The sequence below is a fragment of the Mesorhizobium sp. M1334 genome, assembly GCF_040317995.1.
Classification (GTDB): Bacteria; Pseudomonadota; Alphaproteobacteria; order Rhizobiales; family Rhizobiaceae; genus Mesorhizobium.
The window spans coordinates 1-26,398 of sequence record NZ_JAMYLM010000037.1 but is presented as its reverse complement, the minus strand read 5'-3'; the positions used below and the strand labels follow the sequence as shown (position 1 = coordinate 26,398).

The following is a 26,398-nucleotide window of genomic DNA, read 5'->3' as shown; positions in this document are numbered from 1 at the left end:
GAAGCCTGCTTTGCGGTCTTCTTACCGGATCAGGCAAGGCGATGGGAGTCAGCGGTGCAGATGGATGGTGATGCGCCGTTCGATCCACTCGACGCCGTGGCGCAGTGTTTCAACGATGACCAGATAGATGATCGCCGCCCAGATATACGACTGAAAGTCGAAGGTGCGCGCATAGGTGAGCCGGGTGATGCCCATCAAATCGTAGACCGTGATGATGGCGACGATCGCCGAGCCCTTGATCATCAGGATGATCTCGTTGCCATAGGGGCGCAGCGCCACAATCAGCGCCTGTGGCAGGATGATTTTCCACATCGTCTGTAGTTTATGCAGGCCGAGCGAGGCGGCACCTTCCCATTGGCCCCGCGGCACGCTCTCGATCGCGCCACGCAAGATCTCGGCCTGGTACGCGGCCGTATTCAGCGAAAAGGCGAAGATCGCGCAGTTGAACGCTTCGCGGAAGAAGCCCCATAGTCCGACCATCTCGAGCTCCGGCCGGAAGGAGCCGACCCCGTAGTAGACCAGGAAGGTCTGCGCCAACAGCGGCGTGCCGCGAAAGAAATAGACATAGGCATAGGCGAACCCCGAAAGGATCGGGTTCTTCGACATGCGTGCATAGGCGATCGGTACCGACAGGATCGCGCCAAGCACAATCGAGATGGCAACCAGCAACAGGGTGATGCCGAGGCCGGATATGTAACCGGGTGCATATTTCTGGAAGAACTCCGGGTTCCACGCAGCGACTAGGTAGACGACCATGCCAATGCCGAGAGCGATCCACAGGCCGACCAGGACATGGCCGAGGATGCGTTGGCGCGACCAGCCGCGTGCGGGCGGCGGCGGCCGGTCGACCTTCAGCGCGTCGGTGGCAAGGCTCATCTCTTGACCTCGCTGCCGCCGACCGCTCGTTCGATCGCGTTGATGCCGAAGGAGGAGACGATCGCCAGCAGGAGATAGATCAGGCCGGCAAAACCGTAAAACAGGAACGCGTGCTTGGTGACGCGAGCGGCAACCCCGCTCTGGCGGAGGATCTCGTTGAGGCCGACGGCCGAGACGAGGGCGGTGTCCTTGAGCAGGATAAGCCAGAGATTGGCAAGTCCGGGCAACGCGATGCGGATCAACTGCGGCAGCACGATCAGCCGCATAGTCTGGCCGCTGGACAGGCCAACCGAATAGCCTCCCTCATATTGCCCTTTTGGAATGGCGCGGAACGCGGATAAAAACACCTCGCTGGAATAAGAGGAAAAAATGAAGCACAGCGCGATCATACCGGCGACGAAGCTGTTGACGTCGGCGGACGTTCCGGGGCTCACCAGCCGGACAAAGTACTGCAGGATCAATGGGATGCCGAAGAAGATCAGAAACAGCGTGAGCAGCTCGGGTATTCCGCGAAAAATCGTGGTGTAGATGTTCCCGGCCAGTCTCAGCGACGGCTCTTCCGACTGTTTGGCCAGCGCCACGAAAAAGCCGAGCGTCAGCCCGAAGGGCAGAGTGGCCAGCGCAAGACATACCGTAACAAATACACCCGCAGCGATATCGTCGAGCCAGCCTTCGGGTCCCCAACTGAGAAGCGTCAGTGCGCTCTGCATCCGCCTGCCTGTTCTCCTTTAGGCTCTTTGAGACCCGTACCGCATCACCCCTGGTGCGCGGCAACCTTATAAGAACGGCGGGAATCTCCCGCCGTTCACGTCCTCCTATGTCGGTCGATCAGGACTCGCCGCCATAAACATCATATTTGAAGTATTTGTCGTTGATTTCCTTGTACTTTCCGTTTGCGCGGATGGCGTCGATCGCCGCATTGAACTGGTTGACGAGGTCGGTCTCGCCCTTGCGCACGGCAATGCCGGCGCCCGGACCGTGGATTTCGATAACCGGCTTGATTGTGCCGACCAGCTTGCAGCAGGCGCCGTCCGGCGAATCCAGCCATTGCTGCAGCACGACGACGTCGTCATTGGCGGCATCGAGCCGACCATTGGCCAGATCGAGCTGGTATTCCTGTGCGGTCGGGTACGGCTTGACGGTGCTTTCGGTATAAGTCTTGGTCGAATAGTTGAAATGCGTGGTGGACGCCTGCACGCCGATCGTCTTGCCGGCCAAATCTTCCTTGGTGACACCCTTGATGTCGGTGTCCTTGGGCGCGGCGATCGCCGGCGGCGTATTGTAATATTTGTGGGTGAAGTCGACCTTCTCGGCGCGTTCCGGCGTGATCGACATCGACGCGACAATGGCGTCGAACTTGCCTGCCTGAAGGGCTGGAATGATGCCGTCCCAGTCCTGCGCGACGAAGGTGCACTTCACCTTCATCTCGTCGCACAGCGCCTTGGCGATGTCGATATCAAAGCCCACGAGTTGGCCGTCGGCGGTGAGGTTGTTGAATGGCGGATACGCTCCCTCGGTACCGATCCTCAAGGTTTTTTCCTGGGCCTGGGCAACGCCAAGCGTCAGCAGCGCAGCCGAAGCGGCGAGCGCGATACGCAGTGCAATACGCATAATGGTCCTCTCTGTTGGTCCCGGCCGTCGTTCCCGAACGGCTCTGTGGGCGGTGCTTTTGACCGCCCGCTGGCGCGATACTCCCATTGTTTCCCAAGAAAAAGCAACTGCAAAAACCGTCGCTTGAGGGAAGGTCATGTTCAGAAAACGGTGACGCTGGGTCAAACGCCTAAATGGAGAGAAAGTGGCCGGAACCCCCTGCGGCCGCGATCTCAGCGCGTCAGGCCGGTGGCGCGCTCGATGAAGTCAGCTATCGAATTCGTGTCGTCGAGATCGAAGGCCGGCAGGTCTTCGCCGACAATGTGGAAGTCGGAGGCGATGGCGACAATGTGTGGATCGGCTGCAGAGAGCGGTGTCCGGTCCTTGGCCTCGAGCCGTCGCGTCTCGATTTTCTTGTGCGCCTCGCGCTTGTAACCCTCGACCAGCACGATATCGGAGGGTGCCAGCCGTGACAGGATCGCGTCCAGCGTCGGCTCGTCCTCGCCGCGCAATTCGTGCATCAGCGCCCAGCGCCTGCCCGACACGACCGCGACCTCCATCGCTCCCGCCTGCCGGTGGCGAAAGCTGTCCGCTCCGGGTTTGTCGATGTCGAAATCATGATGGGCGTGTTTTACCGTCGACACTTTCCAGCCGCGCCGGACGAGCTCGGCCACCAGCTTTTCGGTCAATGTCGTCTTGCCGGAGTTCTTCCAGCCGGTGATGCCAAAGATACGTCTTTTCATGGCTCGATGCTCTGCAACAGATGCGCGGCCTGGGCAAGGTCGTCGGGAGTGTTGATGTTGAAGAACGGATCGATCTCGGCTCCGCCGGATTTCAGGATGGGAAATTCCACCTCGACAAAACCGTGCCGGTCGATGAACGCCGCAACGCGCCGGTTGTCTTCCTCGACGAGAAATTGTCGCAAGGCCTGATCTAACCCTAGCGGCCAGAGTGCAAAGGTCGGATGCCGTTTTCCGCCGGAACAGGAGACCGCGATAGAGCCCGGGCGCGCATAGGCTGCCGCGAGCAGCCGCTCGACCATGTCCTTGGGCAGGAAAGGCGTATCGCCGGCAGCCGTGACCAGCGCCTGGCAGGCCGTGTCGGAAGCCCATTCGAGGCCGGTCAGTATCCCGGCAAGCGGCCCGGCATAACCTTTGACGGTGTCGGCAAGCACCGGAAGCCCCGTCGCGGCAAATCGTGTCGGATCGCCATTGGCGTTTAGCGCAAGCGGGCCGACCTGCGGGCCAAGGCGCGAAACGACACGGTCGAGCAAGGTGCCGTCGCCAAGCGCAAGCAGGGTCTTGTCGCCGCCACCCATCCGGCTCGATCGGCCGCCGGCCAGAATGATCCCTGCGATATGTCGGCCCATCGTTTGCTGCCTAGACCCAATGACCAAAATCCAGTTTTCAAATCGGACAGTCGTCGACAGTCATCCTATATGCCGTCCGGCGCCATGTCCGGTCCAGTGCTTTCGGCGGCTGTTTTTCGCCGGCCGACGATCCGTTCGCGGTAGAGTGCATAGAGGCCTGAGGCGATGATGATCGTGGCACCGACGATCATCGGCAGATCCGGGACATCGCCGAAGATCGTGAAGCCAAGCAGGATCGACCAGAGCAGGGCGGTGTAACGGAACGGCGCGATGAAGGAGATATCGCCCACCCGCATCGCCGTGATGATGAAGTGGTAGCCGATGAGCACGAGCACTGCCGCCAGCGCCAGAAACGCCGTGCTTTGTCCTGTCATCGGTGTCCAACCGCCCATCGGTGAAAGCAATGCCGCGCCCAGAAACGTCATGGCAAGGGCGGTGGCGCTCGACACCAGCAATGTCGGAATTGCCTGCGGTATCCGCTTGGTGGCGAGATCGCGCACCGCACAGCATGCCACGCTGGCCAGCGCCAGCAGAGAAAAGACGCTGAACCCTTCGAAGCCCGGCCGCACGATGATCAGCACGCCGGCAAAACCGACGGCAATAGCCAGCCAGCGCCGCCAGCCGACGCCCTCGTTGAACACAAGCGCTGCGCCCATCGTCACCGCCAGCGGCAGCGCCTGCAGCACGGCGGAGACATTGGCGATCGGAAGATGCGCCAGAGCAACCAGGAACGACACCGTGGCGCCGGCCTCGCTGGCAACGCGCAGCGCAACGGTCGGCTGCAGCATCGAACCTGGCCGGGCAAGCGCGCCGCGTTGCCACGCAAGCAGGCCAACGAAAAGCGAAGCGAAGGCGCCGCGGATCAGCATGACCTGCGCCATGTTCATCGATTCCGACGAGAATTTAGTGATAGCGTCGTTGACGGTGAAACCAGCCATGGCCACCATCATGAACAACGCGCCGCGCAGGTTTGGCGAAAGAGGCAAGGCAGATTACCGGGTGAGTCCTGCAGCAAGCGTCTAGCAGGCACCCGCAAAACAGCAACGTCAAAGGGCTGGGCCACAGCCTTTCCATGGCCCGTAACATCTGTCGCGCAAGAGCGGCAGGGCTTATTTGGGCGTCAGTACCTCGGTGCCGTTGCCTTCCTTGCCGGCAATCGTCCACAGGCCACGCAGCGAGCCGTCGTCCTGCACCTTGTAGACGACAAGACCGACCGCCTTGCCCATGACATAGCCGGCGGAGAAGGCATCGTCGTTGCGCATGCAGATGCCGTCCGAGGACGAGCCGCCTGTCTCCCAATGGATCGTGCAGGTCGTCTCGCTGGTCAGCGTGATCGTCGCGTCGCCACCATAAGACGACCCATCGAAATTGGTGCCGGCCACGGCATAGGTGCCGCCGATCGACTGGGCCGCCGCGGGCAGGGCCGCGAGGCTGAGCAATGCAAGAGAAAGAATGAGTTTGCGCATATCGTATTCCCCCACTGGGCGAAGAACCGCTCCAGAGCAGAGGCTAGGCCCGAATGGGCTTGCGGTAAATCCGGTGACCGTTTGCGGACAAGACCTTTTCTGGGTGTGACCCCGAAAGGTGCCCTTTTAAAGATTCGGTTCGGATAGCAAATCGATCACACTGCCGCTCGAGGAAAATTCTCGACGAGATCAATTTGCTCGGCAAGAGTCGCCAAATTGGTCATTGTAGGCTTCTGATCTTGTCCGGGGACGTGGTCCATGACGAATGCACGAGGCAATGCGGCCAGGCTTGGCACAGGCAGCAGGCGGCACGTTTCGTCGGCTTTCCGGTTCTCTTCTGCACTGGCGGTCATCTTCATGGCGATAGCGCCTGCGTTGGCCGAGAACGGCGCTTCGGCGTCGGCAGTCGAACGGATGTCCACGCCGGGTCACGAAGCGAATGAGCTCGCTCGCCGCATCGGGAAATGGAACGTCGTCAACACGATCTGGCCAACCCCCGGTGCGCAGCCGATCCTGATGACCGGGCTGGTGGCCGAACGTACGATGATCGGCCCCTTCATGCAGGAGGTGATGCGCCCGGCGCCCGGGTCGAAAATCCCGGACTTCCAGCGGATAGCCTATTTGAGCTATGACCGGGTGGAGGGCCGCTGGAAGTATGTCTCCATGGACACCCGTTTCCCGGCAGGGATCATGCCTGCCTGGAGTTTTGGTGGCGAGGAGGACGGCAAGATTTCACTGCTTTTCGAGCCGCTTGGTTTCGTCGGCTTCGGGCCCGAGGTCGAAGGGCGATTTACGGCCTCCGATTTCATCATTTCCAGGGACGGCGACAATCACGAAGTGGCCGAGCAACACTTCCTCCAGGCCAATGGCAGCGGCAAACAATGGCTTGCCGTACGATACGACTACACGCGCCAACAACCGTGACTCGCAAGCAAAAACAATAGGCTGCGAATAAGTTCTGACGTTGCCGGATGCTCACGGTCCCTTGAGGCTACCGGCGATCGCATCGACGAGCGGGTCGTATTTCGATTTCAGGGCTCGCGGGTAGTCGATCCAGACCGTGCGGATGACACCGTCTTTTCCGAACAGGCGGCGTTCGTAGAAGATGTTCCCGCCTTTGATGCCCGACAGCACCGCCCAGTCCTTGCCGGTCTTGCTGTAGGTGATCCTGTAGCCAGGTTCCTTGCTGGCCCTCTCGGCGGAGACGAAGGCTGTCGGGGTGTCATCATCGACATTGAGAATGCCTGAACAGATCAGGCTGGCGCCATCAGCAGTGAGCCACTGTTGTCCATCGCCATTATCCGGCTCAGGCTGGCGAAGAGTGAAGATTTCATCCGGAAAGGTGCAGACGGTACCGAAGCGCTCGTTCGTATAGGTAAGTGACGCGGCAACTGCCACGGTCCCCGCCATCACTCCGAAAAACGTCAGGACTACAAGAAACCGCTGCACGCCTTGCCTCGCGCTGATACCAAGGCGGTTGTTCTTGCACGAAATCGGCTAAAAATCAGCCGCCGGTGACGCTCATATGCCGCGACACCGACGGACGGTTGGTGCGGCGATCGATGATGAAGTCATGGCCTTTGGGCTTGCGGTCGATTGCGTCGTCGATGGCATCGGCGACCAGCTCGTTGCCTTCCGACGCACGCAGTGGCGCGCGCAGGTCTGCGGCATCTTCCTGGCCGAGGCACATGTAAAGGGTGCCGGTACAGGTCAGCCGGACCCGGTTGCAGCTTTCGCAGAAATTATGCGTCATCGGCGTGATGAAGCCCAGCCGCCCGCCGGTCTCGGCGACATGGACGTAGCGGGCCGGGCCACCGGTCTTGTAGGGAATATCGCTCAGCGTGAATTGGCGCTCGAGTGCTGCACGCAGCAGCGACAGCGGCAAATACTGATCGGTGCGGTCGGCATCGATCTCGCCCATCGGCATGGTTTCGATGACCGTCAGATCCATGCCGCGGCCATGCGCCCAGCGTAGCATGTCCGGCAATTCGGCGTCATTGAAGTCCTTCAACGCCACAGCGTTGAGCTTTACCTTCAGCCCGGCCGCCTGCGCGGCGTCGATGCCATCCATGACCTTGTCCAGATTGCCCCAGCGGGTGATCTGTCGAAATTTGTCGGCATCGAGAGTATCGAGCGAGACGTTAATGCGTTTGACGCCGCAGTCGGCGAGCTCGGCGGCAAAGCGGGAAAGCTGCGATCCATTGGTGGTCAGCGTCAGCTCTTCCAGCGCACCGCTCTCGAGATGCCGCGAAAGCTGGCGCACAAGATGCATGATGTTCTTGCGTACCAGCGGCTCACCGCCGGTGAGGCGGAGCTTGCGCACGCCCTTTTCGATGAAGACCGTGCAGAGCCGGTCGAGCTCTTCCAGCGACAGCAGGTCCTTCTTGGGCAGGAAGGTCATGTCCTCGGCCATGCAATAGGTGCAGCGAAAATCGCAGCGGTCCGTAACCGACACGCGCAGGTAGGTGATCGTGCGACCGAAAGGATCGATCATATCCATGCTGTACGCTTCCCGTGGCCGTGAACGGCTTCGTTATATATAGCTATGTGATACGAGCCAACTTGCCATTCAAGATATCAGCTCGCGATCTCGGTAACATTCCGACGCCGACAGATCATGTCGGAACTTTCGATGCGGCCTTTTCCCTCGACACGAAGCGGCGTAGGGAAGGGCGGTTCTCCGCAGGATCCACCACCATGACAGCGCCGAAGGAACTCAGGGTCTCGAAAGATCGCAAGCTGCTTTCCGTGACCTTTCCGGGACATCAGCCGTTCGAGTTGCCGGCCGAGCTTCTGCGGGTCGCCTCGCCATCGGCCGAGGTGCAGGGCCATTCGCCCGAACAGCGCGTCACCGTTCCCGGCAAGCGCAATGTGGCGATCCTGAAGATCGAGCCAGTCGGCAACTATGCCGTGCGCATCACCTTCGACGATTTCCACGACACCGGTATCTTCACCTGGAACTACCTGCATACGCTGGGTCATGAGAAGGACGCACGCTGGGCCGCCTATCTCGCCGAGCTGGAAGAGAAGGGGCTGAGCCGCGACCGCTGAATGGTTTCGCGGTATGCTCAGCGCAGGATCGCCAGTATCTCGCCGGTGTCATAGTAAAACGGCGTGCCTTCGATCAGTCGGTCATCCTTGAAGCGCAAGACTTCGGCAAACGGCTGTATGATTGTTGCACCAGTGGCTCGCGACGTCAGCGAAAGCATGCAGCTCATGAACACCACATTATCGTTCTGGGCGGTTTGAAGATCCTCCACCGCCACGTCGCTCCAGATTTCCCGCATCTTGCGGAAAAGAGCGCCAACGCCGTCGAGGCCATTCCAGTCACCGGCATAGGGCAGGGACTGCGGCTCATGCACCACAATCTCGGCATGGAATGCGCTGGCAAGCACATCGAGGCTTTCCGACCCCGATTGCAGGAAGCGCATTTCAACATTGAACATGTTTTCAATAAGTTCCATGGCGGTGCGTCGCCGGTCGAGCGGTTTATCCATTTTCGGTCTCCGTATCCGTCGGTGCGATTGTGTAAGTGAAAGCGGTTTGCCCTTGTTCGCGTTGCCTCGACACCCGTTTCCTGATGACCGGCAAGCGGGCACCATGTCGTGAAAACGTCATGCATCTGGAGTAGCGCCGGCAAAGCTTTGGGGACGAAAACATGTCCATGATCACCAGCGTCGAACAGCTCGAAGCGCTCTATGGCCTGCCTGGCGAGGCGTCGGTGGTCAAAGAACTCGACCAGCTGATTCCCGAATACACAGCCATCATCGAGGCTTCGCCGTTCGCCGTGCTCGCAACCTGCGGGCCTGAAGGGCTGGACTGCTCGCCGCGCGGCGATCTCGCCGGCTTCGTCCGCATCCACGATCCGAAAACGCTGATGATGCCGGACCGGCGCGGCAACAACCGTGCCGATTCGCTAAGGAACATCCTTCGCGATCCGCGCGTCGCGCTCCTGTTCCTGGTGCCGGGTTCGGGCACGACGCTGCGCGTCAATGGCCGCGCCCACATCACCATCGATACCGCGCTCTGCGCCTCGTTCGCAGTCGAGGGCAAGCCGGCGCGCTCGGTGACGGTCATCGAGGTCGATGCGGTCTATTTCCAGTGCGCCCGCGCCATCCACCGGTCGGAGTTGTGGAATCCGGCAAGGCATGTCGACCCGAGATCGCTGCCGACTCCCGGCCAAATCCTGGAAATCACCAGCCGCAAGAACATCGACGGCGAGGTCTACGACAAGGAATGGCCGGAGCGCGCGAAAAAATCGATGTGGTGAAGCACTTGTTGGTGGAGCGCTGGGCTGTCAGGCGGTCTTCAAAACCTCGGCAACCCTACGCATCTGTTCGCCGATCATGTCGCATTGCTCCGGCGTCGACTGGCTCATCGCCTTCTCGATCAGCGCCATATGGACCTTCAGCGCCTGCATCAGCAGTGCCTCGCCGGTCTCGGTCAACGTCAGCCGCAGCACGCGCTTGTCCTTCTCGTCGCCCTCGCGGCGCAGCAGGCCACGAGTCTCCAGCTGCGGCAAAAGCATGGTGATGTTGGAGCGACCGACCAGCAGCCGGCGAGCGAGGTCGTGCTGCGACATGCCGGGATGACGGTAGAGGTTCATCAGCACGTCGAGCTGCGCCGGCTTCAGGTCGAGCGGCGCCAGCTTCACCGCCAGGGTGCGTTCCAGCACGTGGCATGCGCGCGCCACTGCCACCCAGTTGCGAAAGCGCGGGTTGTCCCAGGGCAGGTCTTGCTTAATGTTCATGTTTGAACTATTATGTTCATGCTTGAACCAATGAATGGATCGCCACTATGGCATCATTTGGACTGAAGGTCATCCGCGGCACGTTCGGAGTGGCTGAGCATGTGGCACCGCGACTCACCGGGCGCGCTGCATTCGAGCTGTTCTGCCGCACGCCGCATGAGAAGAGCTTGAGTGAAGGCGAGCGCCGCGCAATCGATCGCGCCGCCGATTTCATGACCCAGGCACGACATCACCGGCTAAAGACCAGAACCGGCTGCGTCATGGTGCATGAATTCCGGCCCGAGCCGGGCAGGGCCACTGCCGGCACCGTGCTCGTCATCCATGGTTGGCGTTCGCGCACCGAATACATGCGCACGCTGATCGAGGCCTATCGCGATGCTGGCTATAAGGTCGTCTCGCTCGACCTGCCGGGCCACGGCCAGTCGCAGGGCCGCCGGCTTACCCTGGTCAGTGCGGTCGATGCGGCACGGGTTGCCGACGAATGGTTCGGGCCGTTTGCCGCGATCGTGGGCCATTCCTTTGGTGGTGCCGTTGCCGCCAATGCAGTTGCCGGGCGGCCGGGCGACTGGTGCTTATCGCTGCGCCGAGCTCCCTGCCGGCAATCTTTGCTGATTTCAGTCGCATGCTGAATGTCGGCTCGCGCTCGCAGGTCGCCATGGCCGACCGGGTCGAGCGTATCGCCGGCCGGCCGTTGCACGAGTTTACCGGTGATCGCCAGCTGGCAAGCACGCTGCTGCCGACGCTGGTGATCCACGCGCCGGACGACCGCGAAGTGTCCGCCGATCATGCAAGGCTCTACGCGCGCGCCGGAGACCATGTGCGGCTGTACTGGGCCAACGGGCTCGGCCACCGCCGCATTCTCGCCGACAAGGGTGTGGTGGAGCGTGCCGTTGGCTTCGTTGCCGGCAGGCTGGAGCCGTTTCTGCAGTGATCTGAATGTCTGTTCTTGTCTGCCGGGTTCGATCGTCACGCCGCCCCGGTGCCGGCCATCGCTATCCAAGCCGCCATTGCCCCGGCCACCGTCGCCAGAAGGGCCGAGCGCGACGCGCCGTCGCGCGCCTGGATCGACATGCCGTGCTGCACGGTGGCGTAGAAGGTCGCGGCCGTACCGCAGTCGAAATCGGCCGGCAACTCTCCTTCGGCCACGCCACGCTCGAAGCGTCTCAGCAAGGCTTCGCGGTTTTCGGCGCGGCGACGGCGCAGATCATCACAGATGGCGCCGCGGCTTGAGTCCTGGTGCAATGCGCCGAGCGCGATAAGGCAGCCTTGCGGACGACCGGTCTGTGAATAGGCCCTGGCAGTCTGCCGCAGGAACCGCTCGACGGCCTGGCGCGCGGTCGGCGCCTTTTCCAGCGCAGACCAGATCTCGGTTCCCTCGACCCGCGTGTAAAGCTCGGTTGCCTCGAGAAATAGCGCTTCCTTGCTGCCGAAGGCGGCATAGAGGCTGGGTGAGTTGATGCCCATTGCAGCGGTCAGATCGCTTATCGACGCGCCCTCATAACCCTTGACCCAAAACACTTCCATTGCGCGCCGCAAGGCGGCGGCTCGATCGAAGGTGCGGGGGCGGCCTCGTTCCGGCATGGTATCCTTTCTGTATTGATCGATATATAATTCAGTTGACGTGGTTCAGCAAGGCTGGCAGATATTTATGTATCAATCACTACAAAATGGAGAAGCAGATGTCATCCAGAAGCTTGAACGGCAAGGCCGCCCTCGTCACCGGCGGCAGCCGCGGCATTGGTGCGGCGATCGCAAGAAGGCTCGCGGCCGACGGCGCAGGCGTGGCGATCACCTATGTGAATGGTGAGGAAAGGGCACTCGCGGTGGTCAGGGAAATCGAGGCGGCCGGCGGCCGGGGCTTTGCCATCAAGGCCGACAATCGCGATGCTGCGGCGATCGAGGCGGCAGTCGATGAGGCAGCAAAAGCCTTCGGACGGCTCGACATCCTCGTCAACAGCGCCGGCATCTGGCGCGCTGCGCCGATCGATGCTCTGTCGCTTGCCGACTTCGATGAGACGATGGCGGTCAACCTCAGGGCCCCGTTCGTCGCCGTCAAGGCGGCAGCAGCACATATGGGCGAGGGTGGCCGGATCATCTCGATCGGCAGCAATCTGGCCGAGCGTGCCACCGACGCCGGCCTGAGCGCTTATTCGGCCAGCAAGGCTGCCTTGGTTGGCCTGACCAAGGCCTTTGCCCGCGATCTCGGTCCGCGCGGCATCACCGCCAATGTCGTCCATCCGGGGTCGACCGATACCGACATGAATCCGGCAGCCGGCCCGCACGCCGAGCATCAGCGCCAGAAGATGGCGATGCCTCGCTTCGGAACGGCCGACGAGATCGCCGGCATGGTCGCCTGGCTTGCCGGTCCCGAAGGACGCTTCGTGACAGGCGCGGCATTGACCATCGACGGCGGCGCAAACGCGTGAGACTTGGTCACTGGACGGTTGCCGTTCTGGCCGAGGACGGCGACGGATTCGCTTGACCCCTCACGATGTTGTGAAACCGTTCTGCAACAGACGTTCCGAAATTTATGGAAGCTTAACGAAATCAGTATGAATCAGTGTAGTCACGCCTTACATCCGCCATGGGGTGGGCGAGACCGTGAAAGCGGTGCGGAACGGGATCCGGTTCAACCGGAGCGGGTGATCCATGAAACTCCTTGGAAACAAAGCAACCGTGCTGCCGTTCGCGGTGGTCGCGGCAATGCTGGCCTTCGGGACGCCGCAGGTTGAAGCGCAAGGGTTCTTCGACATGCTTTTCGGCGGCGGCGTCAAACACGCACCGCCGAAAGGTAACTTTCCGCCGCCACCGTCAAAATACAAGCCCAAGGCGCCAGCCGCTTCCGGTGGGGGTGGTGGTGCGCAAATCAGCAGCCCGTCCTATTACACCTACAAGAGCGATCCGCTGGTGCGCGTCGATTTTTCGGCACTGTCGGCAGCGCCTGAACCGGCAACGCCTCAGGATGCTGCATTCGAGCCGACGGCCACCGGGGCTGCATTCCGCGAAGCCATTGCCGGGCTCGACGGCTATGATCTCTACGCCGAGAAGGACATCGCCAAGGCGCTGATCGCGTACTACTCAGCCAATCCGGATTTCATCTGGGTGACGGGAACCAGTCCCAACAGCCGTGCCGAGGATGCTGTGCGGGTGCTGGGCGAGGCCGCGAGCTACGGCCTGACGCCCGCCGACTACACCGTCGAAGTTCCGGCAGCAGGCGCATCGGCGGGCAATGCCGATGAGCGCCTTAAAGAGCTGGTTCGCTTCGAGATGGCGATGTCGGCCCGTGTCCTGCGCTACGCCCGTGACGCACAAAGCGGCCGCGTCGATCCCCACCGCATCACCGGCTACTACGATTTTCCGCCGAAGCCGCTCGACATGGAAGGGGTACTGAAGACGCTGGCCCATACCCAGCAAGTGCGTACTTATCTCGAATCACGGCATCCACAGAATTCCGAGTATCAGGCGCTGCGCGTCGAACTGGAATCGCTACAGGCAAGCGCCGAGGACGAGATCGTCGTCGATCCCAATCTGCTGTTGAAACCGGGGCAGACCAGCCCCGAGCTGCCGAAGCTTTTGACAAGGATCGCGCGCAATCTCGATGACGAGATGGGCGGTGCCTATGGCGAGGTGCTGGCGAGGCTCGCCACCAGCGAGGTCTACGATCCGGAGCTGGTGCCGGTGATCAAGGCGGTGCAGAAACGGGCCGGCATGAAAGGCGACGGCGTCATCGGCCCGCGTACCGTCGCATCGTTGGCCGGAACGTCCAAGGCCGACAAAATTCAGAAGGTTCGGGTTGCGCTCGAAGAATTGCGCTGGCTGCCTTCCGACCTCGGCAGCCCGCGCGTCTTCATCAACCAGCCGGCTTTCACCGCGAGCTATATCGACGACGGCGAGGAGAAGCTGAAGACCCGCGCCGTAGTCGGCAGGCCCACCAACCAGACTGCTTTCTTCTATGATCAGATCGAGCAGGTCGACTTTCATCCCTATTGGGGCGTGCCGCAGTCGATCCTGGTCAACGAGATGTTGCCGCGGCTGCGGCGGGATCCTGGCTATCTCGACCGCGCCGGCTATGAGGTGGTCAATGCCCGCGGCAAGCGCATTCCCTCATCCTCAGTCGATTGGGGTGCCTATGGCGCAAAGATACCCTACGGCGTGCGCCAGCTGCCGAGCGAGGCCAATGCGCTGGGCGAGCTGAAGATACTGTTTCCCAACAAGCACGCCATCTACATGCACGACACACCACAGAAGTCATTTTTCCAGCGCGACATGCGCGCGCTCAGCCATGGTTGCGTTCGCTTGCAGGATCCGCGCGGCATGGCGGCTGCCGTGCTCGGTACCTCGGTCGACTACATCGAGGACAGACTGAAACACGGACATTCGACCGAGGACGTGACACGCAAGATCCCGGTCTATGTCGCCTATTTCACCGCATGGCCGGACCTGTCCGGCAAGGTCGAATACTTCAACGACGTCTACGGCCGCGATACAAGGCTGCAGCAGGCGCTCGACAGCACGGAAGCGGTGCGTTCGCCGGCAAGCTGACGAATGCGGTTCTAGCGCTGAAACAGTGGACGCCGGAAACCGGCATCGCGTCCGGCGATGAGCCAATAGACCAAGCCCGCGACAACGCCTGCGGCGGCAATGATGCCGATATCGGCCCAGCGCTCCGGGTTCGTGTCGTCCGGTACACTGGGCCAGATCACGGCGAAGCCGCCAACCCCGGCCGCCGCGCCGAAGATCATGTGCAGCCAAAAACTGCGCAGCGAGAAAAACTCGGCAATCAGTGCGAAGATCAGCGTCTGCAGGCCGGTCAGCACGATTGTCAGAAAATAGATGAACATGCCGAGCGGCGGCAACAGCAGCACCGCAGCCGGGGTGACGCCCATGACGTCGAAATAATTCGGTGCATTTGGCAGCGAACTCAGCCCGCCATAGATCGCCGCCACCGCGATCAGCCCAACCAGTACCGCTATGAAATAACCCGCGAGCATCATCAGAAAGCGTTTCAATACGTGCTTTACCGTCGCCATGCCCACCCCCGCGCGCAATGATAGCACCCAGTCAGCCATCAAAGTCATATCTACGCAAGGGTGTGCCGAAGGCCGCGGGCCTTCGAGGAGCGGCATTTTTTAGAATCTGGACCGTTGGCGGCCAGCCTCATTTCGGCGCGGCTGTCACCGGATCATAGGTGATTTCAACTTTCGCCTTGTCGTTCGTGTAATAAATGACGGTGTAGGCGCCGCTGTCCCAATCGATTTCCTTGATGTAGCGGAAGTCGTCGCGCTGCTCGACCTTGGCGATGATTTCCGACAGCTTCTTGGCATTCTGCGGCGGCACCGGATTTTCGTCCGCGGCAAAGGCCGATCCGCCGACAAGCAGCACGGCGGCCGCCAAAACAAGTCTGGACATGGCTTTCCCTCACATTTCGATGAGCAGAAACTCATCTACATACGGGTTTGTTCCCGGACTCGGGCTTGCGGATCGTCCAGACCGGCAATTGTGCCAAGCGTAAGTATGCCTGTCAGTCTTATAGCTTGCGGAAAAAGCGCACGGAAAACCAATGCGATCATGCGCTGGTTCTCGATCACGGCAGCCTTCCCCGTCGGTGATGGCTAAGTGCCGAAAAGATGGTGGGCGATGCAGGGATTGAACCTGCGACCCCACCCGTGTGAAGGGTGTGCTCTCCCGCTGAGCTAATCGCCCGCTCGTTGCCCGAAGGCCAAGCGCGCCGCGATATAAGGGAGGCCGGCCTGCGAAGTCAATCACTTGTCGGCCGTCATTTGGCCGTCTGGACTATGACCGGCTTCAGCCTTCCGCCGCGGCCATCAGCCCTTGTACCAGATCGAGCGTCAGCGAATCGAAATGCGAGATCACCGCCGACGGTTCGAACTCCCGCACATGACGATCGGTGTAGCCGAAATCGACTGCCACTACCGGAATGCCGGCGGCCTTTGCCGTGTCGATGTCGGTCTGCGAATCACCGACCATCAGTGCACGGTGAGGGTCGCCACCGGCGCGCGCGATGGTCTGCGTGAGATGGCGCGGGTCGGGCTTGCGGAACGGAAAACTATCCTGACCGCAGATCGCCGCGAAATGCCTGGTCATACCGAGCGCCTCGATCAGCGCCACCGAATTGGCCTCATATTTATTGGTGCAGATGGCCAGCAGGTAACCGGCTGCCTCGAACCGTGCGATCGCCTCGGGAACGCCCGGGTAGGGGCGCGATTTGCCGGGAATGTTAACGGTGTAATGGTCCAGAAACAGCTTTAGCAGGCGATCGTGCTCCTCCACGGCCAGCGACCTGTGTTGCGCTGCATGGGCGCGCTCGATCATCACGCGGCCGCCATGGCCGACGAAACGCTTGAAGCCGGCTTCGTCGACGGCCGCGAGCTGGCTGGCGGCAAGGCTGTGGTTGAGACTGTCGAGCAGGTCCGGCGCCGTGTCGATCAGCGTCCCGTCGAGGTCGAACACGATGGTCGGTCGGGTCATGGCCTGTCCTGTGACGATTCGATTGCCGGCAGGCGATAACCGCTGCGGCCCGTTCAGGCAAGCCGGCTTATCCACCGCGGGCAAGGTCCTTTGACCAGCTCGGCAAAAATGCTACGAGCGCCGAAACAAATCTTGGGGCCCGGCATGGATGCGAGGCAATTGAAGGTTGAGGCCGCGCGGACAGCGCTGGCCCATGTGACGGATGGCATGCGGCTCGGCATCGGCACCGGCACGACAGCGGATGAGTTCGTGCGGCTGCTCGCCGACAAGGTCGCCACCGGCCTGACTGTCATCGGCGTGCCGACCTCGGAGCGCACCGCCGTCCTTTGCACCCAGCTTGGTGTGCCGCTGTCGACCCTCGAGGAAACACCGGAGCTCGACCTCACCATCGACGGCGCCGACGAGATCGATCCGGCGCTGACATTGGTCAAGGGCGGCGGTGGCGCGCTGCTGCGCGAGAAGATTGTCGCGGCGGCCTCCGCCCGCATGATCGTCATCGCCGACAGCTCCAAGATGGTCGAGATGATCGGACGCTTTCCGCTGCCCATCGAAGTCAACCGGTTTGGCCTGCGCGCCACCGAAATTGCGGTTGGCGTGGCGGCTGCAAACCTGGGCCTTTCCGGCCCTGTTACATTGAGGATGACGGGGACCCAGCCATTTGTTACAGACGGCGGCCATTTTATCCTCGATGCATCTTTTGGCCGCATTCCGGATACAAGAGCGCTTTCGAATGCTCTCCACTCCATTCCCGGCGTGGTCGAGCACGGTCTTTTCATCGGGCTGGCGACAACGGCCATCATAGCCGGCGGCGACGGCATCCAAACCGTCCATGCCGCCCGAAAACCAAGGAGTTTTACCGATCATGATGTTGCATAACCGGGTTGGCCGCTTTTTTGCCATTCTGGCGGCCTCGGCCGTTTTCGCGTTTTCGTCGCCGGCGTTTTCGCAGGACGTCACTGATGCGCATCTGAAGGCGGCGCGTGCCGCGGTCGCGGCGATCCATGCGACGGATACGTTCGACAACATCCTGCCGCAAGCGGCCGCGGCGCTCGAGCAGCAGCTGATCCAGAAGAACCCGGACATGCAGGAACTGATCGCCAAGACGATCAACGAGAAGGCGATGGCCTTGGCATCGCGCCGCGCCGACCTGGAAAAGGAAGCAGCGCTTGCCTATGCAAAGGTGTTCTCGGAAAAGGAACTCAATGAAATCGCCGCCTTCTACAATTCCGAGTCCGGCAAGAAGCTGCTCGACAACGGCCCGATCGTGACGCGCGAACTGGTGAAGGCTGCCGAGATCTGGCAGAACGGCTTGGCTCGCGATCTCGCCCAGCAGGTCGGCGAGACCCTGGGTGCAGCGGCGAATGCCAAGGCGCAGGCTGCACCTGCCGAGGGTGCCGCCCCGGCAGACGGCGCTGCTCCCGCGGACGCCACGCCGAATTGATCGCGGACTTCCGAGTGGCCTGACCGCCACTGGACCAGAAAGCCCGGCAAGTCCGGGCTTTTCTTTTGGTGGCTGGCAGCCTACCTGTCTCGTTGTTTGAGGGGCAGGAGCTGGACCATGGCCGGTTACGACTACGATCTTTTCGTCATCGGCGGCGGCTCCGGCGGGGTGAGGGCGGCGCGCGTCGCGGCTCTACTCGGCAAGCGTGTCGGCATTGCCGAGGAATTCCGCTACGGCGGCACCTGCGTGATCCGCGGCTGCGTGCCGAAGAAGCTTTATGTCTACGCCTCGCAATTCCCCGAGCATTTCGCCGACGCTGCCGGTTTTGGCTGGACGGTGCCTGAGGCGCATTTCGACTGGCAGAAGCTGGTCGCCAACAAGGACCGCGAAATCAGCCGGCTGGAGGCCGTCTACAAGAAGAACGTGCACGGTGCCGGCGGTGAGGTCTTTCATTCGCGCGCCACCCTGGTCGATCCGCATGTGGTGCATCTTCTCGGTGAGGATCGCACCGTTACCGCCGACCAGATCCTGATCGCTACCGGCGGGCGCCCGGCGCCGCATCCGGCGTTGCCCGGCCATGAGCACTGCATCTTTTCCAACGAAGCCTTCGACCTCAAGGAGCTGCCGAAGGCAATCATGATCGAGGGCGGCGGCTATATCGCCGTCGAATTCGCCAATATCTTTCATGGGCTGGGCGTCGACACGACTCTGGTCTATCGCGGCAAGGAGATACTCAGCCGCTTCGACATGGACCTCAGACGCATGCTGCACGAGACGATGGAAAAGAAGGGGATAAAAATCCTCTGCCACGCCGTGTCCGAGTGGGTCAGGAAGCGCCCTGACGGCCGGCTCGACGCGTTTGTCACCGGCGGCACCGTGCTGACGGTCGACCAGGTCATGCTCGCCATCGGCCGCATTCCCAATACCGAGAACATGGGGCTGGAAGGCGTCGGCATCGAGATGACCAAAACCGGGGCAATCCAGGTCGACGAATACTCCCGCACGAACATCGACAACATCTGGGCGATCGGTGACGTTACCCACCGCGTGCAATTGACGCCGGTGGCGATCCACGAGGCGATGTGCTTCGTCGAGACCGCCTTCAAGGACAATCCGATGGCGCCCGACCATGACACGATCGCTACCGCAGTCTTTTCACAGCCCGAGATTGGCACGGTCGGCCTGTCGGAGGATGAGGCGGCAAAGCGCTTTTCGGATCTTGAAATCTACCGCGCCACCTTCCGGCCGATGCGGCACACGCTTTCCGGCCGCGATGAAAAGATGCTGATGAAGCTGGTCGTCGACGGCGCGTCGAAAAGAGTCCTCGGCGCCCATATCCTCGGGCCGGACGCCGGCGAAATGGCGCAGCTTCTCGGCATACCGCTGAAGGCCGGGCTGACCAAAGATGATTTCGATCGCACCATGGCGGTGCATCCGACCGCGGCGGAAGAACTCGTGACCATGTACAAACCGACTTACCGGGTGAGGGATGGTGAGCGCGTCTGACGCGACGACGACCATCGCGGCAACGAGATTGCCGCGATGGAAGTGCGTGATCTTACAGCAACGTTCCGCGCAGGATCACAAGCGCCACAGAAAAATAGATCACCAGCCCGGTGACGTCGACCAGCGTGGCGACGAACGGGGCTGATGCGCTGGCCGGGTCGAAGCCGACGCGCTTCAGGGCGAACGGCAGCATTGATCCAGACAGCGAGCCGAAGGCGACGATGCCAACCAGCGTGGCGCCGATCGTCATTGCGATCAGCGGCCAGTGCGGGCCGTAGTCGTAGAAGCCGAAATATTGCCAGAGCGCGATGCGGCAGACGCCGACTACGCCAAGGATCGAGCCAAGCACCAGGCCGGTGGGCAGCTCCCGCAGGGCCACCCGCCACCAGTCGCCAAGGCCGATCTCGCGCAGCGCCAGGGCTCGGATGACGAGCGAGGTCGCCTGCGAGCCGGAATTGCCGCCGGAGCTCATGATCAATGGAATAAACAGGGTCAGCACGATCGCCTTTTCCAGCTCGCCCTCGTAGCTCTGCATCGCGTTGGCGGTCAACATCTCGCTGATAAACAGCGCACACAGCCACCCGGCGCGCTTCTGGATCATCGCCAGAAAACCCATCTTCATATAGGGCTCGTCGAGAGCCTCCATGCCGCCGAAACGATGCACGTCCTCGGTCGTTTCCGAGATCATCGTATCGATGATGTCGTCGATGGTGACGATGCCGAGGAGCTTGCCGTTGTCCACGACCGGGACGGCGAGCAGATCATATTTGGAGATCAACTGAGCAACCTTTTCACTATCGGTCAGCGGTGAAACAGTGATAGGCGCACGATCCGGCGCTATTGCCATGATCAGTTCGTCGGGTTCGCCAGCGATCAGTCGACGCAGGCTGGTCGAGCGCAACAGGACCTGCGTTTGCGGATCGACGATGTAGATCGCGTAGACGGTTTCGCGCGTCCGCTCGACCTTGCGAATGTAATCCAGCGTGCGGGCAACGCTCCAGTCCGGCGGCACGCCGACATATTCAGTCGTCATGAGCGAGGCGGCGCTGCCCTCGGGGTAGCCGAGAATAGCAAGCAGCGTCGCGCGCAGCGGTGGCGCCAGGCCGCCGAGCAGCTCGGAACGAGCCGGTTCGTTCAGATCGCGCAGTATGTCGGCGGCGCGGTCGACCGACATGGCGGCAAGCAGTCTGCCTGCCTTGATGCGGGGTAGTGCCTCGACGAGTTCGGATGCGCCGTTGAGCTTCGGCTGGTCGAAGATCTCGACCAGCCGCTCGAACGGCACTTCGCAAAGCAGCTCCGATGCCGTCTCGCGAGGCTCCTGGTTCAGCGCCTCGACCATGTCGGCGACATGTTCGTTGGCAAGTACGCGGGCGATGGCATCGCCGCCCGCAACGGGGGAAAACTCGTTCATGGCTCACTCCTTGCCGTCCGGCAGGACGTGAGCCTGTCAGATCACGTCAAGCGGACGGCGGTTGCGTTCGACTGTGACTGTCGCCAGGCATGGCGCTGTGACCTTTCTGCTCGCGGGTTCGAGTTGAGATTCTGCAAGCCGGCGCAACATAGGAGCGTGCCTTGCCAAGTCAATCGCGAGAGCGGGTTAAAACGGCGGCAGACCGACCGGATCGCGAGACTGTGATCGGGCTACGTCACAGGCAGGCTGGATGCTGGCAATGGTGCCGCAGCTATCTCTGCTTGAGCCGGCGGGGAAAGCGCAGCCACTTGTCCTCGGCCGGCCGCGTCGGCTGCGTGAGGATGGTGGTGAGCTCGACCGGCAAGCTCGGAACCAGCGGCTTCTTGGTGGCGACGCCGTCGGCGATCGCAACGACGCTGTGGTAGAATTCGGTGCCCGCGAGCGATCTCGGTGGCGTCGCCTCATGCATGATCGAGATCACAGTTGCATCAGGGCAATTGTCCTTGATCGCCTGGTGGAAGGCGATCCGTCCATCGGGATCGAGAGCGCCAGTGGCTTCATCGAGGAACAGCAATCCCGGCTGCTGCAGCACGATACGGGCGACAACCAGTTTCTGTTTCTGCCCACCCGAGAGAACCTGATCCCAGATCTTTCCTTCACGGCTCTCATCGGCCAAATGCTCGATGAAATCGCCGAGGCCGGCCTTGTGCAGGGCGGATGCGACCTGCACGTCGGGATAATCATGCTCGGAACCCGGCAGGCAGACCAATTGCTTCAGCGAAACCTGCTGCAGCTTCACCTCCTGGGCGGCGTAGAAACTCCTGACCCCTTCCGGGAAGACGATGGTGCCGCGGCCATAGGGCCAAAGGCCGTTGATCGCCTTGATCAGCGAGGTCTTGCCGCAACCGGATTCGCCCTTCAGGAAAGTCCATTCGCCACGCCGGAAGCGCAAGTTCGCGGCACTCAGGAAGGGCGTTGCGTCCTCGCCCTGATGCGCTAGCTCTAGTTTCTGGATGGTCAGGCCGAAAACAGGGTTTTGGCGGTCGTAGCGAAAATCGGAGCGGCCGGTCTGCTGATAAAATTCCTGCGGGTGCTGAACGTTTTCGATCGCGTTTGCGAGTTCGGTGACGCGCTGGCTGTTGGCCCGCAGCGCGGCGATGGCAGGCATGACATGGATGAACCACGAGCATTGACTGATCAGCGAGTTGACCATCTCAGAGCCGGTTATGTAGCCCTTGAGATCGAACCCGTTATGGATGAAGGGAACCAAGCCTGGCCCGTAGGCGACAATGCGGGCACCGATGAAATTGTAGATCAGCTCGAACGAATTGTAGCCTGTGTTGACGATGTTCAGCCGCGCCCAGGTGCGGTCGATGTCGACATAGCGCTGGCTGTGCACTGCCTTCTGCACGTTCTCGCCTTGCGATGCGGCGACATGAAAACTGCGGCGCAGAAAGGTGATCAGCTCGCCGCGATAGCTGCCTTCGGCCTGCTGCATCCTGACATTGAGCCGTTCCAGCAGCCTGCCCAGCTTGACGGCGATCCAGGTGTTCAACGGTACGTAAGTGGCGACTGCCAGAAAGGCGAGGACGGCGCTGCCATAGCTGCCGAGGAACTCCAGCCCTTTGACCTCCGCCGAGTGTGCAAGCAGTTGCTGGCCGACGAAATACAATGAAGTAGCAACGGCCAAAACCCCCATCGCGAGGCCGATGGCGCCCCCCGTCATATCCTTGATCGATTCCTGGATGCGCTGGTCGATATTGTCGGGAGCGGCGGCACCTGACGAGCCATGCTGAGCGTGGAAATGGGTGTGATTGGAATCAAGCAGGGCTTCGTTGAACTGGCTGTCCAGCCAGCCGCGCCACTTGCGATGCAACGTTGCGGACACCAGGCTGCGGATACCGGTAAAACCCGCATCCTTGAGCAAGACCAGGAGGACAAGTATCCCGGCATTGGCCAGCAGTGTCTGAAGCGGGGTGGTGTTCGCGGCATCATGGAAAAAGGCGATCGAGTTGACCAGCTCTCCGGATGCTACGGCAAACCACACGCCTGACTTGCTGGAGAGCGCGGTGAGCAGGGCGATCACCAGCGTCAAGGTCCAGGCTTCCACCCACTTGTCCGAAAACCAGTAGGCCCGCATCAGGCCCCAGAAGCTGCGCATCGACGATACGGGCGTAAGGGGCGACTGCCTTGCGGCACCGCGGAGCCATTTTTCCGATATTGAATGTCGCGTTGGTCTATCGACCCGAATCACTATCCCGCCCAAACGATTTTTCTTTTGTTACGGACAGTAACACCAATTGATCATTTTACATTAGCTTTTCACTGGTCGCGGGTAGCTTAGCTCGCCAGCCGTTGCAGTGGAGCAACAGAATGAATGGGTCACGGCGCTATGCTGTCACGTTTCTGGGGCTGAATACCAAGGCAATTTCAACTAGTTACTTGCCTGCGCCGGAGCAGGTAGAGACCTTCCCCTAGGGAAGGTCTTCACACAGCTTTGTGAACATAGAAGCGCCGTCCAGCGGTCGATCTTCACAGCCCGAATCCGCCTTCGAGGCCAGTCCGGCGTCGTCGGCGGCCAGAACGTGACCGTATGATTCGTGGTTGAAGCTGCCATGTCAGGAACGCCTACGTTTGACAAAGATGCGCTTCGGATCGAACCTGCCGGACGCATCCAGGTTTGAACCGGGGGGAAGTTCTTCATGCTTGCACGGACATTGTTTGTGGCGATGCTCGCGATGTTTGCCTGGCTGCCGCAAACATATGCCGGCAGCCAGACCGTTCCCGCAAACGCCGAGGGACAGATCGAGTTCAACACGCCGTCCGGCAATATTGGCTGCATCTACACGCCGAAGGGCGGCACCAGCACCTACGAGCCGCAGGATGGCGGACCGGAGCTGAGCTGTTCGCGCGTCGAGCCCAGCTACGTCACCGTCGTCCTCGGCCCGAAAGGCCAGGCGACGCTGATCAAGAATCCGGGCGAGCAAGGCTGCTGCGGCGACGTCGCCAAGCTGGCCTACGGCAACAGCTGGAGCAAGGGGCCGTTTTCCTGCCAGTCCTCCACCAAGGGATTGACCTGCACCGGCAAGCATGGCCATGGCTTTTTCGTCAGCAAGGCCAAGGTGACGGTGAAGTAGTCGAAAATAGTCCGGCTCAGTTCGCCGTCTCCAGTTCGCCGCGTGCCTTGGCCGCAGCCACCTGGCGCAGCGCATCGGCAAGCGTATCGGCGTCCTGGGCGCCCATCACCGCATATTTGCCTTCAAGCAGAAAGCACGGCACGCCCGATATGCCCATGCGCGAAGCAGTGGCGATTTCGGTGCGCACCGCCTCTACATCGGCGTCCGTCGACAGAAGCGTTTCGACGACGGAGGCATCCATGCCGGCCTCGCGGGCGGCTTCGATCAGCACGGCATGATCGCCGAGATTGGCGCCTTCTTCGAAATTCAGCTGGAACAGCCGGCGCACCAGCCGGTTCTGAACGGCCTCGCCGGCCGTCCCGGCCCAGCGAATGAGCCGGTGCGCATCCAGCGTATTGGGCGCGACCTTGATGGCGTCGAAGGCAAAGGAAATCCCCTCAGCCTCGCCCAACGGCTCGATCCGGGCATGGATCTCGCGGATGCGTTGCTCGCTGCCGAATTTCGCTACCATGTAGTCGCGGCGGTTCTTGCCTTCGGGCGGAATCGTCGGGTCGAGCTGGAAGGGCCGCCAACGTATGTGAACGTCGATGTCGACGGCGGCAATCGCCTTGTCGAGCCGTTTCTGGCCGATAAAGCACCAGGGGCACACGACGTCGGAGACCACATCGACGGTAATCGAGTTCTCGTCGTTCATCTTGATCTCCTGTTCTGAAGAGGTCACTTCGGTTTGCGCCACCAGGTCGGCAACTGATAACCGTATATGGGCGTCTTTTGCAGATGTTCCAGATAGTTCCAATAAGCGAGCCATTGCTGGTTGTTGTGCTGGGTCGGCACCATGTAATTGCCTGAGATCAGCAGCCGGTCGAGGACCCGGACAGCAGCGACATAGTCCTCCTTCGAGCGAGCTCTCAACATCGCCTCGATCGCCGCGTCCACTGCTGGGTCGGCGACACCCGCTAGGTTGAACGAGCCTTCGGCCTTGGCGGCAGCGGATCCCCAGCGCCCGGCTTGCTCGATACCGGGCGACAGCGAGTTGTTGAAACCGGTCGAGCCGACCAGCACCTCGAAATCGAAACGCTGCTTGCGCGACTGGATCTGATCGCCGTCGAGGCTGCGAATGCTGACATCGATGCCGAGCTTCTCAAGCGTGCGCTGATAGATAGCGGCAAGTCGCTCTTCGTCCTGCGAGGCGGTCAGGATCTCGAAACCGAACGGCTTTCCCTGGGGATCGAGCATCGCGCCGTCCTGCACCGTATAGCCCGCGCTCTTCAGCAGCTCGAATGCCGCCTTCAGCACCTTGCGGTCCTGGCCGGAGCCATCGGTAACGGGCGGCCTGTAGGTGCCGTCCATGACATCTGCGGGCACGCGGCCGGGGTAGGGGGCCAGCAGGGCCTTTTCCTTTTCGCTGGCCGGGTGGCCGAGCGCGGACAGCTCGGAATTCTGCCAAAAACTCATCGTGCGCGTGTATTTGCCGCCGAACAGATTCTTGTTGGCCCATTCGAAGTCGTAGAGCATGCCGAGCGCGCGCCGCACGATCGGATTGGAAAATTTCGGCAGCCGCGTGTTGAACAGGAAACCGTTGAACACCGGCGGAATGCCGGTATCGAAAGTTTCGGCGATGACCTCGCCCCTGTGGAAGGCCGGAAAGTCGAGATCGCGCTCGCGTTTGACCGGGTCGCTGTCGTCGTCGATGGCGCAGATGCCTTTCTTGAACGCTTCCTGCTTGGCGTTGGCGTTGAGGAAATACTCGATGGTGATCTGGTCGTAATTGTCGAAGCCGCGCTTGGACGGCACGTCCTTGCCCCAATAGTCCGGATTGCGCTTGAACACGATGCGCTGGCCGGGCACGACTTGCGCCACCGTGTAAGGCCCGCTGCCGATCACCGGCTTCAGCGTCGTCCTGTCGAAAGTGTCCTTGTTGAACGCGTGTTTCGGGATGATCGGCGTCAGCGCAATGATTAGGGGAAATTCGCGGTCCGCCTTTTCGTTGAAGGTGAAGCGCACACTGCGGTCGCCGGTCTTTTCGAGCTTGGCGATCGCTTTCATTCGCTGGCTGTAAGGTGGCCGACCCTTCTCGGTGAAGACATCATAGGTGAACAACACGTCTTCCGGCGTCACCGGCTCGCCGTCCGACCATTTGGCCCTGGGATCGAGGTGGAATTCGATGCTCTTGCGCTCGGGATCCATGTCGGCGGTATCGGCGAGCAGGCCGTAGAGACTGAAGGCCTCGTCGTAGTTGCGCTGCATCAACGGCTCGAAGACAAGATTGCCAAAAGCTTGATCCATCATGCCGCGCGCGGTGGTGCGCAGACTTCTCAGGATGAACGGATTGAGATTGTCGAAGCTGCCGACGACACAATAGG

At 61.3% G+C, this 26,398-nt stretch carries 29 protein-coding genes, 1 tRNA gene and 1 pseudogene; 10 read left to right on the top strand and 21 right to left on the bottom strand.

Annotation, left to right across the window (positions count from 1 at the left end; translation table 11 throughout):
• Nucleotides 1-48: 48 nt before the first annotated feature.
• The 8 genes from NKH17_RS31345 to NKH17_RS31310 form a co-directional block, all read right to left on the bottom strand.
• Complete coding sequence (locus tag NKH17_RS31345; RefSeq protein ID WP_254817257.1) at nucleotides 49-876, bottom strand: ABC transporter permease; 828 nt, start codon at nucleotides 874-876, stop codon at nucleotides 49-51.
• Nucleotides 873-1,586: an ABC transporter permease gene (locus NKH17_RS31340; RefSeq protein ID WP_254817256.1), complete on the bottom strand. Its 714-nt coding sequence runs from the start codon at nucleotides 1,584-1,586 to the stop codon at nucleotides 873-875. The genes NKH17_RS31345 and NKH17_RS31340 overlap by 4 nt, the downstream gene beginning before the upstream one ends.
• Before the next feature lie 118 nt (nucleotides 1,587-1,704).
• A complete protein-coding gene (locus NKH17_RS31335; protein WP_352898892.1) occupies nucleotides 1,705-2,487 on the bottom strand; it encodes an ABC transporter substrate-binding protein in 783 nt (260 codons plus the stop codon).
• A 212-nt stretch (nucleotides 2,488-2,699) separates the two neighbouring features.
• Complete coding sequence (mobB, locus tag NKH17_RS31330) at nucleotides 2,700-3,209, bottom strand: molybdopterin-guanine dinucleotide biosynthesis protein B (RefSeq protein WP_352645712.1); 510 nt, start codon at nucleotides 3,207-3,209, stop codon at nucleotides 2,700-2,702.
• Entirely contained in the window at nucleotides 3,206-3,835 is a 630-nt protein-coding gene (gene mobA, locus NKH17_RS31325; protein ID WP_352478875.1) for a molybdenum cofactor guanylyltransferase MobA, read from the bottom strand. Before mobA ends, mobB begins: the two co-directional genes overlap by 4 nt.
• A gap of 65 nt (nucleotides 3,836-3,900) precedes the next feature.
• Entirely contained in the window at nucleotides 3,901-4,821 is a 921-nt protein-coding gene (locus NKH17_RS31320; protein ID WP_352806730.1) for a DMT family transporter, read from the bottom strand.
• A 123-nt stretch (nucleotides 4,822-4,944) separates the two neighbouring features.
• Nucleotides 4,945-5,301, bottom strand: a complete 357-nt coding sequence (locus NKH17_RS31315) for a hypothetical protein (RefSeq protein WP_352448884.1) — start codon at nucleotides 5,299-5,301, stop codon at nucleotides 4,945-4,947.
• Nucleotides 5,302-5,456: 155 nt separating this feature from the next.
• Nucleotides 5,457-5,660, bottom strand: coding sequence for a hypothetical protein (locus NKH17_RS31310; RefSeq protein WP_352806733.1), 204 nt, complete (start codon nucleotides 5,658-5,660; stop codon nucleotides 5,457-5,459).
• Nucleotides 5,661-5,676: 16 nt separating this feature from the next.
• Here NKH17_RS31310 and NKH17_RS31305 point away from each other — a divergent pair, with 16 nt between their 5' ends.
• Nucleotides 5,677-6,225, top strand: a complete 549-nt coding sequence (locus NKH17_RS31305) for a hypothetical protein (protein ID WP_352806736.1) — start codon at nucleotides 5,677-5,679, stop codon at nucleotides 6,223-6,225.
• Nucleotides 6,226-6,276: 51 nt separating this feature from the next.
• On the opposite strand, the gene NKH17_RS31300 is transcribed toward NKH17_RS31305, so the two are convergent.
• Together NKH17_RS31300 and moaA are read right to left on the bottom strand one after the other, a co-directional pair.
• Entirely contained in the window at nucleotides 6,277-6,750 is a 474-nt protein-coding gene (locus NKH17_RS31300) for a hypothetical protein (RefSeq protein WP_352806739.1), read from the bottom strand.
• Between the two features lie 55 nt (nucleotides 6,751-6,805).
• Entirely contained in the window at nucleotides 6,806-7,801 is a 996-nt protein-coding gene (gene moaA / locus NKH17_RS31295) for a GTP 3',8-cyclase MoaA (protein WP_254817247.1), read from the bottom strand.
• Between the two features lie 197 nt (nucleotides 7,802-7,998).
• Between moaA and NKH17_RS31290 the strand changes: the two genes are divergently transcribed.
• Entirely contained in the window at nucleotides 7,999-8,352 is a 354-nt protein-coding gene (locus NKH17_RS31290; RefSeq protein ID WP_023717628.1) for a gamma-butyrobetaine hydroxylase family protein, read from the top strand.
• 17 nt (nucleotides 8,353-8,369) lie between these two features.
• On the opposite strand, the gene NKH17_RS31285 is transcribed toward NKH17_RS31290, so the two are convergent.
• Nucleotides 8,370-8,798 carry a nuclear transport factor 2 family protein gene (locus NKH17_RS31285; RefSeq protein WP_352508424.1) on the bottom strand — a complete coding sequence of 143 codons (429 nt, stop codon included), beginning with the start codon at nucleotides 8,796-8,798 and terminating at the stop codon, nucleotides 8,370-8,372.
• Between the two features lie 161 nt (nucleotides 8,799-8,959).
• Between NKH17_RS31285 and NKH17_RS31280 the strand changes: the two genes are divergently transcribed.
• Entirely contained in the window at nucleotides 8,960-9,571 is a 612-nt protein-coding gene (locus tag NKH17_RS31280) for a pyridoxamine 5'-phosphate oxidase family protein (protein ID WP_352806742.1), read from the top strand.
• A gap of 27 nt (nucleotides 9,572-9,598) precedes the next feature.
• Here NKH17_RS31280 and NKH17_RS31275 read toward each other — a convergent pair whose 3' ends face one another.
• The gene (locus NKH17_RS31275) at nucleotides 9,599-10,051 is read right to left on the bottom strand and encodes a MarR family winged helix-turn-helix transcriptional regulator (protein ID WP_352689332.1); all 453 of its coding nucleotides are present in this window, start codon (nucleotides 10,049-10,051) and stop codon (nucleotides 9,599-9,601) included.
• 47 nt (nucleotides 10,052-10,098) lie between these two features.
• On the opposite strand from NKH17_RS31275, the pseudogene NKH17_RS31270 reads away from it, so the two are divergent.
• Nucleotides 10,099-10,982, top strand: a pseudogene (locus NKH17_RS31270) (alpha/beta hydrolase).
• 35 nt (nucleotides 10,983-11,017) lie between these two features.
• On the opposite strand, the gene NKH17_RS31265 reads toward NKH17_RS31270, so the two are convergent.
• Nucleotides 11,018-11,632: a TetR/AcrR family transcriptional regulator gene (locus NKH17_RS31265; protein WP_352806745.1), complete on the bottom strand. Its 615-nt coding sequence runs from the start codon at nucleotides 11,630-11,632 to the stop codon at nucleotides 11,018-11,020.
• A 98-nt stretch (nucleotides 11,633-11,730) separates the two neighbouring features.
• On the opposite strand from NKH17_RS31265, the gene NKH17_RS31260 reads away from it, so the two are divergent.
• Both NKH17_RS31260 and NKH17_RS31255 read left to right on the top strand, forming a co-directional pair.
• On the top strand, nucleotides 11,731-12,477 hold the full coding sequence (locus NKH17_RS31260) for a 3-oxoacyl-ACP reductase family protein (protein ID WP_352801581.1): 747 nt from the start codon (nucleotides 11,731-11,733) through the stop codon (nucleotides 12,475-12,477).
• 223 nt (nucleotides 12,478-12,700) lie between these two features.
• Nucleotides 12,701-14,593, top strand: coding sequence for a L,D-transpeptidase family protein (locus NKH17_RS31255; RefSeq protein WP_352898884.1), 1,893 nt, complete (start codon nucleotides 12,701-12,703; stop codon nucleotides 14,591-14,593).
• Between the two features lie 11 nt (nucleotides 14,594-14,604).
• Here NKH17_RS31255 and NKH17_RS31250 read toward each other — a convergent pair whose 3' ends face one another.
• The 4 genes from NKH17_RS31250 to NKH17_RS31235 form a co-directional block, all read right to left on the bottom strand.
• Complete coding sequence (locus tag NKH17_RS31250) at nucleotides 14,605-15,081, bottom strand: hypothetical protein (RefSeq protein ID WP_352806854.1); 477 nt, start codon at nucleotides 15,079-15,081, stop codon at nucleotides 14,605-14,607.
• A 127-nt stretch (nucleotides 15,082-15,208) separates the two neighbouring features.
• Complete coding sequence (locus NKH17_RS31245) at nucleotides 15,209-15,460, bottom strand: PepSY domain-containing protein (RefSeq protein ID WP_254817240.1); 252 nt, start codon at nucleotides 15,458-15,460, stop codon at nucleotides 15,209-15,211.
• A gap of 219 nt (nucleotides 15,461-15,679) precedes the next feature.
• A tRNA-Val gene (locus tag NKH17_RS31240) sits at nucleotides 15,680-15,754 on the bottom strand.
• Nucleotides 15,755-15,856: 102 nt separating this feature from the next.
• Entirely contained in the window at nucleotides 15,857-16,540 is a 684-nt protein-coding gene (locus tag NKH17_RS31235; RefSeq protein ID WP_254817239.1) for a phosphoglycolate phosphatase, read from the bottom strand.
• Nucleotides 16,541-16,684: 144 nt separating this feature from the next.
• On the opposite strand from NKH17_RS31235, the gene rpiA reads away from it, so the two are divergent.
• From rpiA to gor, 3 genes are all read left to right on the top strand, one after another.
• Nucleotides 16,685-17,416, top strand: coding sequence for a ribose-5-phosphate isomerase RpiA (gene rpiA / locus NKH17_RS31230; RefSeq protein WP_352806752.1), 732 nt, complete (start codon nucleotides 16,685-16,687; stop codon nucleotides 17,414-17,416).
• Nucleotides 17,403-17,981 (top strand): DUF2059 domain-containing protein, encoded by a 579-nt coding sequence (locus NKH17_RS31225; protein WP_352508431.1) that lies wholly within the window; start codon nucleotides 17,403-17,405, stop codon nucleotides 17,979-17,981. The genes rpiA and NKH17_RS31225 overlap by 14 nt, the downstream gene beginning before the upstream one ends.
• A gap of 117 nt (nucleotides 17,982-18,098) precedes the next feature.
• On the top strand, nucleotides 18,099-19,487 hold the full coding sequence (gene gor / locus NKH17_RS31220; RefSeq protein ID WP_352898880.1) for a glutathione-disulfide reductase: 1,389 nt from the start codon (nucleotides 18,099-18,101) through the stop codon (nucleotides 19,485-19,487).
• Nucleotides 19,488-19,539: 52 nt separating this feature from the next.
• Here gor and mgtE read toward each other — a convergent pair whose 3' ends face one another.
• Both mgtE and NKH17_RS31210 read right to left on the bottom strand, forming a co-directional pair.
• Entirely contained in the window at nucleotides 19,540-20,898 is a 1,359-nt protein-coding gene (gene mgtE, locus NKH17_RS31215) for a magnesium transporter (RefSeq protein WP_352478860.1), read from the bottom strand.
• A gap of 271 nt (nucleotides 20,899-21,169) precedes the next feature.
• A complete protein-coding gene (locus NKH17_RS31210; protein ID WP_352478859.1) occupies nucleotides 21,170-23,059 on the bottom strand; it encodes an ABC transporter ATP-binding protein/permease in 1,890 nt (629 codons plus the stop codon).
• A 541-nt stretch (nucleotides 23,060-23,600) separates the two neighbouring features.
• Between NKH17_RS31210 and NKH17_RS31205 the strand changes: the two genes are divergently transcribed.
• Entirely contained in the window at nucleotides 23,601-24,035 is a 435-nt protein-coding gene (locus tag NKH17_RS31205) for a hypothetical protein (protein ID WP_352478858.1), read from the top strand.
• Nucleotides 24,036-24,051: 16 nt separating this feature from the next.
• On the opposite strand, the gene NKH17_RS31200 is transcribed toward NKH17_RS31205, so the two are convergent.
• Together NKH17_RS31200 and NKH17_RS31195 are read right to left on the bottom strand one after the other, a co-directional pair.
• The gene (locus NKH17_RS31200; protein WP_254817233.1) at nucleotides 24,052-24,729 is read right to left on the bottom strand and encodes a DsbA family oxidoreductase; all 678 of its coding nucleotides are present in this window, start codon (nucleotides 24,727-24,729) and stop codon (nucleotides 24,052-24,054) included.
• 23 nt (nucleotides 24,730-24,752) lie between these two features.
• Nucleotides 24,753-26,398, bottom strand: a 1,646-nt coding sequence (locus NKH17_RS31195) for an extracellular solute-binding protein (RefSeq protein ID WP_352973283.1), incomplete at its 5' end; no start/stop codon positions are given.